The sequence below is a fragment of the Nitratidesulfovibrio sp. genome (assembly GCF_040373385.1).
GTDB lineage: Bacteria > Desulfobacterota > Desulfovibrionia > Desulfovibrionales > Desulfovibrionaceae > Cupidesulfovibrio.
On the sequence record NZ_JBDXXH010000001.1, the window covers coordinates 279,889 to 292,264 of the forward strand.

Sequence of the window (12,376 nt, forward strand, 5' to 3'; positions counted from 1 at the left end):
CCCTGCGCGCTGTCGGGAGACGTGTTCCCGGCGGCGTTTTTTTGTGTCCGCCGCCTCCCGGTCTGCATGATCGGCATGGCCTGGGTCATGCGTGTTGTGCCGCACGGTGATGCCAGCGTGCCTCCACGGGGGGGGCGCCAAGAGGTAGGGTTGCCCCGCGTTGTGGCGCACACCCCTTCTCATGAAGGCGTAACTGCCCTATGGTGCTGGCAGAATCATCAATCCGGAAGCATGGAGCGGGTATGAGCGCGAAGCCGGAAAAGAGTTCGTCGGGGTGGTCGCCAGCCGCCATTGCATCGCGCGGAAAGGCGTGGTGGGCATTGCGGCGGGTGCGCCGCTGGACATACACCGTGGTCGCCATTGTCGCGGCATGGGGCGTGCTGGCCGGACTGGCCATGCCGCCGCTGTTGCGCGGCGTGCTGGAAGACCAGTTGTCCGACAAGCTGCGGGTGCGTTGCACCGTGGAGAAGGTGCGCTTCAACCCCTATTCGTGGGCGCTGTCCATCCAGGGCGTGCGCGTGCCCAATCCCACCGGCGACGGCGACATGCTGACCTTCGACGCGCTGGAGTTCTCGCCCGGCCTTTCCGCCGCGCTGCGCCTTGCGCCGGTGCTGGCCTACGTGCGGCTGGTGAACCCGGTGGTGTACGTGGCCCATTTCGGCGACGGGCGCTACTCCTTCTCGGAATTCCTTCCGCCGGACGGAGAAGGCGAGGACGGGAAATCGGACGGCGCGGACGCGCCCCTGTTCCCCTTTGCGGCCAGCAATTTCGAGGTGGTCAACGGCACGGTGATCTTCCACGATGCGCCGCTGAAGACCATCCACACCATCACCGAATTGCAGTTCGTGGTGTCGTTCACCTCCACCATGGAGCGCGACCGCGAGCGGACCATCACCCCCAGCCTCAACGCCACTGTGGACGGCAGGGTGCTGAGCGTACAGGGGCGGCTGCTGCCCTTTGCCGAGCACCTGCGCACCGAGTTCGATGTGGTCACCGACGAGGTGGACCTGACCCAGTACCGCGAATATCTGGCTGCGTTCACGCCGCTGCGTCTGGAATCGGGACGGCTGGGCGTGAACCTGAAGCTGGTGGTGGAGCAGTCCGCCGCGCACGACGTGGAGTTCGGGCTGGCGGGGGCTGTGACCCTGCATGACTTGCGGGTGAACGCCCCGGACGGCAAGGAGCCGGTTCTGGGGCTGACCTCCGGCGTGGTGGAGGTGGAGGAATTCTCGCTGCTGGACCGGCACGTGGACGTGCGCCGGGTGGCAGTGGATGGCCTGCTGGCGCGGGTGGGGCGGCTGGCGGACGGCAGCATCGACTGGCTGGGCTTTGTGGCCCCGGCGGGCGGAAAGCGGCAGGCGTCAGCACAGGTGCAGCCGGTTCAGGCGAAGCAGGATCAAGAGAAACAGGAGCGGGCCGCGCCAGACCAGGTCACGCAGGGTGGGCAGGCGGTCGCCAGTGCCGTCGTTGGAACAAACGGGACTAATGGAATTGGCGGAAATGGCGGCATGGGGGCGGGCGGCTCGCCAGCCAATGCCACGGCTCCGGCTTCGGTCGGGACCGCTGCGGATCAGTCGCCCTTCGTGGTCAACGTGCGCACGCTGGAACTGCGCGATGGCACGCTGGTCTGGAAGGATGCCTCCGTGCCCGGCGGCGCGCAGGTGCGCCTGAGTGGCCTTGACGTGACCCTGACCGATTTCGCCACACCCGGCGGTAAGGACCATCCCAAGGGCGGCGGGGCATTTACCGCCACCTTGCGCATGGACGGCGGCGGTGCGGCAGGTGACGGGGCCAAATCGACCGCCCCGGCCAAAGCGGGCGCGGGCACGCTGAAGGCAGAGGGCAACGTGACGCTTGCTCCGCTGGGCGTGGCCCTGCGGCTGGACGCGCGCGACCTGCCGCTGCCGCCAGTACGCGGCTACGTGGCCCAGGCCCTGCCCCTGTCGCTGGACGCCGGGGTTGCGGGCGCGCAGGGCGAGATCGATCTTTCGCTGGCCACGCCCGATACCCCCGGCCTTGTGGTGCGCAAGGGCGCGGTGCAGGTGTCGGGCCTGTCCTTATCGCTGGCCGGGGCGCCTGCCGGGGCACCTGCCGGGCAGAAGCCGCCGTCCGTGAGTCTTGGCAAGCTGGAGGTGGCCGACACCTCGGTGGACCTTGCGGCGCGCACCGTGGCCGTGGGGCCGGTGACGTTGACGAAACCCGATGTCCGGGTGGTACGCGGCAAGGATGGCGTCATCGACCTAACGTCGCTGGCAGGCGGCGCGGTTGCGGCGGAACCTGCCAAGGCCCGGTCCGCGAAATCCGGCGCGCCTGCCCGGCCCGGCACCGTCGGGCGTGGCGCGAGGCAGGAACACCCGGCGGCGCGCGCAGCCTCGCGCACCTCACCACAGAAGGTCGCCCCAGCGCCGGAGGGGCCGGAATGGCAGGTGTCCGTGGCCTCGCTGCGCATGGACGATGGCCGCCTGACCTTCGATGATCGGGAGCCCAGGGAACCGGGCGCGCTGACCCTGGAAGGAATGCGCCTGGTCACCGGCCCGCTGTCCCCGCAACGCGGCGCACCACTGGATGTGGATTTCGGGGCGCGGTGGCAGAAGCAGGGGACCATCGGCATCAAGGCCAAGGGCACGGCGCAGCCGCTGCACATGACCGTGGATTCCATGCTGTCCAAGGTGGATCTGCGTCCGCTGGACCCGTATCTGGGCGAGGTGAGCGACCTGTTGTTCGGCAGCGGCGAGGTGTCGTCGGAACTCAAGGTGGCCCTGCGCGAACACTCCGTTCCGGCAAGTCCGGCGGGCAGGGCGCGCCGCGCACCCGCTCAGGCGGAATCAGCGCTGGAAGTGGACGTGGAGGGTGCGGCGCGGCTGGACAACCTGTCGCTGAAGCTTGCCGGTGGCAAGCAGGAACTGGCCTCGTTGCGGCGGTTTTCGGTGCGCGGGTTGCGCTTCGGCCAGCAGCCATCGGGCGATCTTTCCCTGCGCGTGCAGGAGGTGGGGCTGGAGAAGCCGAAGCTTTCGGTGATGGTGTTCAAGGACGGAACCACCAGCATCAGCCGGGCCATGGGGGGCAAGGTAGCGGCAGGGGAGAAGGGCGCCACGCCACCGGCAGCAGGGGAGAACGCGAAGCCCCCGGCAACTGCAAAGGACGCCAAGTCTCTGGCGGACGCCACCGCGCAGCCCGCCAACAAGGCTGCGTCCGGTCCTGCCACGGATTCGGCATTGCCGCCCCCCACATCTTCCGCACAGGGTGACGGCGCGGAGGTTGCGGCCCGCCCCAACGCCGGGCCGTTCACCACGCTGGAGGTGGGCAGCCTGTCCATCTCCGGCGGCTCGCTGCGCTTTCGCGACGAGCGCATGTCCCCCGCCTATGCTGCCGAAATGTCGGACATCGAGGGGCGCATCTCCGGCGTTTCGCTGGACCCGGCCTCGCGGGCCGAGGTGCAGTTGCGCGCGGGCATCGAAGGCGTTCCGGTGTTGGTGGGCGGTACGGTGAATCCGCTCATCCATCCCGTGTTCGCGGACATGCGCTTCACCATGTCCGGGTTGGACCTGGTGCCCCTGTCGCCCTACGCGGTGCAGTACATCGCCTATCCCGTGGAGCACGGGCGCTTTTCCGCCGATGTGGCCGTAAAGGCGGAAAACTGGGTGCTGGATGCCGACAATCACTTCACCCTCAGCCAGATCGAACTGGGCAGCAAGGACAACCGGCCCGACGCGCCCAACTACCCGGTGAAGCTGGGCCTGGCCCTGTTGCAGGACATGAGCGGCAACGTGGACTTGCGCCTGCCCGTGAAAGGGCGGCTGGACGACCCGGAATTCCGTCTGGGCGGCGTGGTCATGCAGGCCGTGCTGAACCTGATGGTCAAGGTGGTCACCTCGCCCTTCGCACTGGTGGGCAGTGTGCTCACTCTGGGCTCCGGCGGCAGGGACATGCGCTACGTGGAATTTCCGCCCGGCGTGGCAACGCTGAACGAGGCGGCGGAAAAGGACCTGCGCGCCGTGGTCGAGGTGCTGCGCCAGCGCCCGCGCCTGAAACTGGAGGTGCAGGGTACGGCAGAGCCGGACGGCGACACACGCGGCCTGAAGGAACAGGCCCTGCTGCGCGCCCTGCGCGAGGCCAAGCACGCCTCGCTGTCGCGTGCCGAACGGGCGCGGGTGAACGTGGACGACGTGATCATCGACACGGATGAATACGAGGATCTGCTGGATGAGGTGTACAAGGATGCGCCCTTCGACAAGCCACGCAACGTGGTGGGTTTTACGAAATCACAGCCTGTTGCCGTGATGGAGGCCGCGCTGAAGGAACATCATGACGTGACGCCCGAGGCGCTGAAGGAACTGGCCACCGCGCGGGCCAAGACCGTGCGCGACAAGCTGCTGGAGATTGATCCGGCCTTGGGCGAACGGGTGTTTCTGGCGGGGGCCAAGGTGGCGCCTGCGGCTGGCGGGGATGGTGGGACTGGTGGGGATGGCGCCAAGGGCGGAGGGAGCAGGGTTAATCTGGGGTTGCAGTGAGGGGGGGGGGATGGGCGCGAGGCGCGGTAGAGTTGTCGCGGCCTGTTGGATGCGGTTTCTACGAATACACGCGAGTCCAGTTGAGCACGCTCGATTTCGTTATGTCTCCGACGGGCAAGGGGGCCTTTAGCGAGGCCCCCCTGCACCCCCGCGCTCCAGGGGGGCTCCGCCTCAGCTCTGCTATCTTCATCCGTAAGACTCGCGCGTTGCGCTCGCCTAACGGCTGAAGTCCTGGACCCCCAACGCGTCATGCACCGCATTCTTACGCCGGGCAGCTTTCCTGCGGCGCTGGCGCGCCTCGGGCGATCTGCCCGGCTGAATGCGATGTGCGTAAATCTCTCGCCGCCATGGCGAAGCGAGGGTGCCTTTTTCCTTCCCCCGTTGCGACGCATGTGCCGCCGTCAAAGCCCGGCGTCACACGCTTCTACGCGCGTGTGTTTCTGTCGGACAATACACCGAATACGACTGCCCCTTTCAAAGGTTGGCCTGCGGTGCGCATCCGTGGCGCCGAAGCTTCCGCCTCGCAAAGGATTCTTTCGCTCAATCAACAGGTACGAGCATGCGAGAATATTCCCTCGTGTCATGTGGACGACCGCGTTTCGAACGTAGAAGCGCGTGCCGTCGGGCTTTGACGGCTGTATATGCGTCGCAACGGGTGAGAGTAGAGCCTCTTGCTTCGTCATCCCACCGAGAGCCTTGCGCACATCGCATTCCCGTCGCCAGATCACCCGAAGGCGCTTTGCGCCGAAGGGAAGCTGGCGGCGCAGGAATGCGGTGCAGGATGTCTGTAGATACAGGCACCGCAGCTTTGCCGGGCCAGCGAGAGTTTTGTGCGCATTGGCGGCACCGGCGGCAGATCACCCGGAGGCGCCCTGCGCCGAAGGGAAGCTGCCGTCGAGAGGACGCCGCGCAGGATATGTTGGGGGGACCAGGGGGGCAGCGCCCCCCGGAGCGCGGGGATGCAAGGGGTCGCCGCTTAGCGGCAGCCGTTAGGCGAGCGCAAAGCGCGAGTCTTACGGATGGCGACCGCAAAGCGCAGGCCCCTTGCCCGTCGGAGACATAACGAAGTCGAGCGTGGGCAACAACGCACGACTGCCTTCGTAGAAGCCGGGTGTAACCGCGCACACCCCTTCCCCCCGCCGGAGGCATAGCGAAATCGAGCGTGGGCAACAACGCACGACGGCCTTCGTGGAAGCCGCGCCCAACAGGGCACGACTCCTCCCTTCCCCTCTTGCCTTCCCTGGTCCCCGCCTTGGCACCACCAAACAAAAACGGGGCCACCTTTCGGCAGCCCCGCAACACTCCTCTCTTCCTTCCCTTCCCGTCCACGCGCATCCGCGCCATCCACCCCTAATCCCCATACCCCTCCGAGGGCGGCGGCGGGACGAACGTCAAATCCTCGAACGCGGTGTAGGAGGGCAGGTAGGCAAGCTCGGCAACGCCTACGGGGCCGTTGCGCTGCTTGCCGATGATGATTTCCGCGATACCCTTGCGCGGGTTGTCGTCGCGCTTGTTGTAGGCATCGTCGCGGTAGATGAACATGATCACGTCGGCATCCTGCTCGATGGCGCCCGATTCGCGCAAGTCCGAGAGCATGGGCCGCTTGTTGGTACGTTCTTCCACCTTGCGGTTCAGCTGCGACAGGGCAATGACCGGGATGTACAGTTCCTTGGCCAGGGCCTTCAGCGACCGCGAGATTTCCGAAATTTCCAGTTCGCGCGAATCCACCCGGCGGGCGGAACGCATCAACTGAAGGTAGTCCACCATCACGAGGCCCACGCCGCGTTCCGCCTTCAGGCGGCGGGTGCGGGCGCGCAGTTCCAGCGTGGTGATGGCCGGGGTGTCGTCGATGTACACGGGCGCCTGCGACAACACGTCGGCGGCGTGGTACAGGCGCTGCCAGTCCTCGTCGTCCAGGAAGCCCTTGCGCACCTTGGACAGGTCCACCTTGCCCAGCGAGCAGAGCATGCGCATGACCAGCTGCTCCATGGACATTTCCAGGGAGTACACGGCCACCGGGGTGTTCTGGTTCACGGCGGCGCGCAGGCACATGTTCAGGGCGAAGGCGGTCTTGCCCATGGAGGGGCGCGCCGCCACGATGATCAGGTCCGAGGGTTGCAGGCCTGAGGTCATCTGGTCGAGCTGCACGAAGCCGGTGGTGACGCCGGTGACCACTTCCTTGCGGTCGCAGCGTTTCACCAGGTCTTCAAAGACCTTGTTCACCAACTCCTTGGCGCTGCGGAACATCTTGCCGCTGACCCGCTCGGAGATGGCGAATACCGCCTGCTCCGATTCGTCCAGCAGCTTCTGCACCTCGCGCGAGGCATCATAGCAGTTGCTGATGATTTCGGAACCCGCGCCGATCAGCGAACGCAGCAGCGACTTGTCGCGCACGATGGTGGCGTAGTGCTCGGCGTTGGCGGCGCTGATGGTGGCCTGGGCCAGTTCGGCAAGATAGACGGCCCCGCCCACCCCTTCCAGACGGCTCTGCGATTGCAGGTATTCCGCCATGGTCACGAGGTCGATGGGGGCGTTGCGCCGGTACAGCTCCAGGCACGCGTCGTAGATCTGCTGGTGGGCGGGCAGGTAGAAGTCTTCCGGTCGCAAGGTATCGACCACGGAATGCAGCACCGAGTTGCGAAGCAGAATCCCCCCGAGCACGGCCTGTTCGGCTTCGGTGCTGTGCGGGGGGACTCGGCGCAACAAATCGGCGGAAGCGCGTTCCGTCGGATCGGAAGCACCGCCCCCGCCCTGGTAGGCGGAGGCGGTGTCGGAATCGGAGTGGCTATTCGACCGGGGTTTCCGGTTCGGCGACCACGACGGGTTCTGCGGCATCACGCACCTTGTCTTCGGCAACAACCTTGACGTTCAGGGTGGCCACCACGTCGGCGTGCAGGCGGACGCGCACTTCGTGCGTGCCCAGGGTGCGGATGGCGGCGTCGAGCAGAATGCGGCGACGGTCGATGTCCACGCCCTTTTCGGCCAGCGCATCGCCGATGATGGCGGTGGTGACGGAACCGTAGAGCTTGTCGTTTTCGCCCACGCGAACGGGGATCACCAGGTCGGTGGCCGCGATCTTGGCGGACAGGTCGGAGGCCGCGGTGCGCAGGGCGTCCATCTTGGCCTGAAGCTTCTTGCGCTCCAGTTCGAACGCCTTCAGGTTGGCATCGGAGGCCAGCATGGCCAAGCCCTGCGGCAGCAGGAAGTTGCGGCCGAAACCGGGCTTCACGGTGACGACGTCGCCGAGGCGGCCCAGATTTTCAACGTCAGCACGAAGGATCAGCTTCATCCCATCCTCCTAGATCTGGCTCTTTTTCTTGACGTCGCTGGAGTGACCCGCGGTGTAGAACAAGAGAGCCATCTGACGGGCGCGCTTGATTTCACGGGTGAGCAGACGCTGGTGATGGGCGCAGGTGCCGGTGATGCGGCGGGCGATGATCTTGCCGCGCTCGGTGATGAAGTCGCGCAGGATGTCGGCGCGCTTGTAATCGAGGGGCAGGTCCTTGTCGGCGCAGAAGCGGCAGAACTTGCGGCGCGGAGTGAACTTCTTCTTGAAGGCCATGTTATGCAACCTCCTCGACCGCGTCGGCCAGCTTGACGGTGACGAACTTGAAGATGCCGTCGGAGATGCGGATGTTGCGTTCCACTTCGGCCACGGCCTCGCCGGGGGCGAGGTATTCGAGGCGCACGTAGTAGCCGCGCATGTGCTTCTGCACGGGGTAGGCGAGGTCGCGCATGCCCCAGTGATCGGCGGTGACCATCTTGCCCTGTTCACGCTCAATGACACCGGTGAGGGTGCCAAGCAGCACCTCGCGGGCATCCGCGGCCAGCTCCGGGGAAAGGAGCAGCAGCGTTTCAAACTTCCTCATGGGATTCCTCCTTGTGGGCTTTGGCCCGCCCCACACGTGGGGGCGAGCAAGGCAGAAACAGGGTCTATAGTCGCAGGCCGTCCGGGTGTCAACAACCCAGTTGGCGGCGCCGGGCAAGGCCGGGCGGGTGTGGACGGCCAGAGCATGCCGGGGCATGCCCGCGCATGCCTGCACGCGGCGCCAGCGATCGTCGGCGGTCGGCGGCGGTTGGCGGCGGTGAACTGGGCCCCTATTCCCTGTGGGTGCGCGGGTTCATGCCCAGCAGGCAGAGCACTTCATAGGATATGGTGCCCCACAGGTCGGCCAGGTCGTCGGGCGTCAGGGCCTCGCCGGGGCCACCCAGCAGGTAGGCGTCGTCGCCAGCGGTCACGCCGGGCACGTCGGTCACGTCCACGGCGGTCATCTGCATGCATACCCGGCCAAGGATGGGCACGCGGCGACCGTGCACGGTCATGGCGCCCTTGCCGGAAAGCCCCCGGCTGTAGGCGTCGGCGTAGCCGGTGGCCACGATGGCCACGGTCATGTCGCGAGGGGCGGTGAAGGTGCGGCCGTAACTGATGCTGCGCCCGGCGGGCAGGGGGTGCACCTGCAGGATGGGCGCGGCCACGTCCATGGCCGGTTGCAGCCCGTCCCCAAGGTGCTCTTGCGCGGTGCCCCGCAGGGGGTTTGCGCCGTACAGGGCGATGCCGGGGCGCTGCACGTCGAAGTGCAGTTCCTTGTGGGCCAGCAGCGCGGCCGAGTTGGCCAGCGACCCCTGCGCGGCGGGCCAGTCGGCGCGTACCCCGGACAGGATGCGGGCAAAGGTTTCGCCCTGCTGCCGGGTGAAGTCGGCCCGCGAAGGATCGTCGGACACGGCAAGGTGCGACATGACCAGCACCGGGCGCAGCATGGGCCGGGCGTGCAGCCGGTCGAGCAGGGCGGGCAGGTCGGCTTCGGAAAAGCCCAGGCGGGCCATGCCGGTGTCGAACTTGAGGGCGATGTCCACCTGCTGGCCGGGGGCGGCGCGTCCGGCCAGCATTTCCAGCTGGTCGGCGGAATACACGGCGGGTACTATGGACCGGGCGACGCAGCATTCGGCGTCAGCGGCGTCCGTGGCGCCCAGCAGGGCCACGATGCGACCGGGAATGCCGCCGTCGCGCAGTTGGGCACATTCGCCCACGGTGCCCGCGGCAAAGGCGTCGGCCCCGGCGGCTTCCAGGGTGCGGGCCACGGGCAGAAGGCCGTGGCCGTATGCGTCGGACTTGATCACCGGCATGGCGGCGGGGGCCATGCGGCGCAATTTTTCGAAATTGCGGCGCAGCGCGCCAAGGCGCACGCGGACGGCTATCTTGTTGTAGGCTATGGTCATGCGAGGCTCCATGGTCGGGTCCGGCGGGGGGATTCGGTGTCGGTTCCGGCAGGGGAACGGTCCGGTGTCGGGATAAGGGGCTGGCGGCGGCTTTTCCTGCCGGGAAAGTTGTGGTAAACGACTGCGGTCCCGGTATTGTGCAGGGAGCGGTTGTACCCCCTCGCGCCGTGACATTCAACATCTTCGACACCCCGCCGCGCGCCGATGCGAGATGCCGTGTGCCGCGCGCCGGGGAACCGGAGCCCCACGTGACTTCATAAACCGGGCCCACGCCCGGATGATCCGGACCGCGCATGACAGATGGCAGACTCCGCCCGCTCGTCGGGTTCGCGGCATATGTGTTCCTGCTGCTTTCCGGCATTCTGTTTGCGGGCGGGGCGCACGCCCAGCAGACGCAGCCCAACGTGTTGCAGATGCGTACGGAGGACGATCGCGAGGTGACCTGGAACCTCACGGCAGATTCCGTCACGTCGCAGAACGACAGCAAGATCATCGAGGCCGAGGGCCGCGTGGCCCTGCGGCGCGGCAAGGACTATCTGAAGGCCGACTACATCCGCTATTATTCCGCCACCAACTGGGTGTACCTGAAGGGCAACGTCGAGGTGCACTTCGGCAAGGACGACATCGCCGCCGAAGAAGCCGAATTCGATCTGCGCAGCCGCACCGGGTGGATGAAGAACGGCCGCATCTTCATGGGTGAGCCCCACGCCTATTTCGCGGGCGAGCGCATCGACAAGAACTGGGGCGACCTCTACACCTTCACCAACGCCAAGATCACCGTGTGCGACGGCGATACCCCGGCCTGGTCGCTGACCGCCGAGGAAGCCGTGGTCGAGATCGACGGCTACGCCCGCCTGTGGCGCTCGAACTTCCAGGTGAAGAACAGCGACGTCGCCTATTCCCCGTATTTCGTCATGCCCGCCAAGCGCACCCGCCAGTCGGGCTTCCTGGTGCCGCAGTACGGCATCAGCTCTCGCGACGGTTTCTTCTACAACCAGCCGTACTACTGGGTGCTGGACGACACCAGCGACGTGACCCTGAATGAGTACTTCATGTCCGAGCGCGGGTTCATGCACGGGGTGGAGTATCGCTCCCGGCCCACCACGGACCAGACCACCTGGCTGCGCTTCGACTGGCTGTACGACAACCAGACAGTGGACGACGACGGCGACGACGACATCGACGGCAGCGACGGCCTGATCCGCACCAACCATGAACGGTACTGGCTGCGCGGCATGTTCGAGCAGCGCCTTGGCGACCCGCGCTGGCGGCTCAAGGGCGATCTGGACTACGTGTCCGACCAGAACTACCTGCGCGAGTTCAAGCGAGGACTTGGTGGGTTCGGTGATTCGCGCGACAACCTGTTCAGTCTGTTCGGCCGCGACATCAACGAGCGTGACCGCTACCGCACCAGCCAGATCATGCTGACCCGCGACTGGGACCGCGTTTCCGTGGCCTTGGGCGGTCGGTATGACCAGGACCCGGAACTGGGCAACGGCAACCATCCCTACTCGTCGGACTCGCTGCCCCAGCGCCTGCCCGAGGCCGACGTGTACCTGCACCGGGGCGCCCTGTTCGAAGGGCTGCCGCTGGAAGTGCAGGCCTCGGCGCAGTCGGTGTACTTCCACCGCCGCAACGGCACCCAGGGCGCGCGGCACGACGTGCATCCACAGGTGGTGCTGCCGGTGAACGGCAAGTACGGTTCGGTGATCTCCTCCGTGGGCCTGCGCCAGACCGTGTACGACACCGAACGCCGCGAGAGCCTGCCCGGCGACGGCGGCGATTCCTCGGGCGAGGCCCGCACCCTTCCCGACTACAACGTCGCGGCGTCGACGGAATTCGCCCGTGTCTACCGCGTGGAAAGCGCACCCCTCACCCTGTCGGCCGAGAACGTGGGGCAAACCCGCTGGACGGGCATCCGCCATGCGGTGCAGCCGCGCGTGGAATACAACAATCTCCCCCTGGAAGATCAGGAGGACAATCCTCGCTACGATGACGACGACCGCATCGGCGCCCGCAACGAACTGGTCTACTCCATCACCAACGTGTTCACGCGCAAGCGCGAAATGGTGCGCATGAAGACCGACAAAGAAGGCGTGGCAGAGCCGGACCTGTCCACCGACTACCTGGAGTTCCTGCGGGTCAAGCTGCAAAGCGGCTACGATATCCGCGAGGCCAACCGCGGCGACGAACTCGACACCTACGAGCGCCGCCCCGTGCTCGACTACCGGGCCGAGGTGGAATACTACCCGGTGGCGTGGCTGGGATGGCACAGCATTACCGCGTGGTCGCCTTATTCCGGCGATGTCACCCAGCACGACCACGGCCTGTCCCTCGTCGATCCCGAAAACGGGCGGCTGACCCTGGGCTACAACTGGCGCTCCAGGCTCGACGAGTACAGCAGGACGCGCGATTACGACATCAGCTCGCTGTACCTGCGCGGCGAAGCCTCGGTGTGGGGGCCGTGGAGCGTTGGGGGGGAATACCGCGTGGACATCGAGAATGGTCGTGACCTGGAGCGGATATTCGACATCATGTATACCCACCAGTGCTTCAAGCTCATCGGGCGGACCACCTTCGACCGCGACGAGGAACGCTACGAATTCCTGGTGGTGTTGCCGGGCCTCAGCGATTAGATGGCGGCCCAG

Annotated in this window: 7 protein-coding genes; 2 read left to right on the top strand and 5 right to left on the bottom strand. The window is 66.5% G+C overall.

Annotated features, from left to right (window positions below):
* Window positions 1-242: 242 nt before the first annotated feature.
* Window positions 243-4,511, top strand: a complete 4,269-nt coding sequence (locus ABWO17_RS01115; protein WP_353115204.1) for a DUF748 domain-containing protein — start codon at window positions 243-245, stop codon at window positions 4,509-4,511.
* Window positions 4,512-5,861: 1,350 nt separating this feature from the next.
* Here ABWO17_RS01115 and dnaB read toward each other — a convergent pair.
* The 5 genes from dnaB to alr form a co-directional block, all read right to left on the bottom strand.
* Entirely contained in the window at window positions 5,862-7,346 is a 1,485-nt protein-coding gene (gene dnaB / locus ABWO17_RS01120; RefSeq protein ID WP_502914850.1) for a replicative DNA helicase, read from the bottom strand.
* Window positions 7,297-7,800, bottom strand: a complete 504-nt coding sequence (rplI, locus tag ABWO17_RS01125) for a 50S ribosomal protein L9 (protein WP_353115208.1) — start codon at window positions 7,798-7,800, stop codon at window positions 7,297-7,299. Before rplI ends, dnaB begins: the two co-directional genes overlap by 50 nt.
* A 9-nt stretch (window positions 7,801-7,809) precedes the next feature.
* Window positions 7,810-8,073, bottom strand: coding sequence for a 30S ribosomal protein S18 (gene rpsR, locus ABWO17_RS01130; RefSeq protein ID WP_007523772.1), 264 nt, complete (start codon window positions 8,071-8,073; stop codon window positions 7,810-7,812).
* A 1-nt stretch (window position 8,074) separates the two neighbouring features.
* Window positions 8,075-8,380: a 30S ribosomal protein S6 gene (gene rpsF, locus ABWO17_RS01135; RefSeq protein ID WP_353115210.1), complete on the bottom strand. Its 306-nt coding sequence runs from the start codon at window positions 8,378-8,380 to the stop codon at window positions 8,075-8,077.
* Window positions 8,381-8,609: 229 nt separating this feature from the next.
* The gene (gene alr / locus ABWO17_RS01140) at window positions 8,610-9,728 is read right to left on the bottom strand and encodes an alanine racemase (RefSeq protein WP_353115212.1); all 1,119 of its coding nucleotides are present in this window, start codon (window positions 9,726-9,728) and stop codon (window positions 8,610-8,612) included.
* Between the two features lie 293 nt (window positions 9,729-10,021).
* Between alr and ABWO17_RS01145 the strand changes: the two genes are divergently transcribed.
* The gene (locus ABWO17_RS01145) at window positions 10,022-12,364 is read left to right on the top strand and encodes an LPS-assembly protein LptD (protein WP_353115214.1); all 2,343 of its coding nucleotides are present in this window, start codon (window positions 10,022-10,024) and stop codon (window positions 12,362-12,364) included.
* Window positions 12,365-12,376 lie beyond the last annotated feature (12 nt).

Bases quoted from the DNA above. Each gene is read 5' to 3' on its own strand.
- ABWO17_RS01115 (WP_353115204.1), top strand. From the start codon at position 243: ATGAGCGCGAAGCCGGAAAAGAGTTCGTCGGGGTGGTCGCCAGCCGCC.
- dnaB (WP_502914850.1), bottom strand. From the start codon at position 7,346: ATGCCGCAGAACCCGTCGTGGTCGCCGAACCGGAAACCCCGGTCGAAT.
- rplI (WP_353115208.1), bottom strand. From the start codon at position 7,800: ATGAAGCTGATCCTTCGTGCTGACGTTGAAAATCTGGGCCGCCTCGGC.
- rpsR (WP_007523772.1), bottom strand. From the start codon at position 8,073: ATGGCCTTCAAGAAGAAGTTCACTCCGCGCCGCAAGTTCTGCCGCTTC.
- rpsF (WP_353115210.1), bottom strand. From the start codon at position 8,380: ATGAGGAAGTTTGAAACGCTGCTGCTCCTTTCCCCGGAGCTGGCCGCG.
- alr (WP_353115212.1), bottom strand. From the start codon at position 9,728: ATGACCATAGCCTACAACAAGATAGCCGTCCGCGTGCGCCTTGGCGCG.
- ABWO17_RS01145 (WP_353115214.1), top strand. From the start codon at position 10,022: ATGACAGATGGCAGACTCCGCCCGCTCGTCGGGTTCGCGGCATATGTG.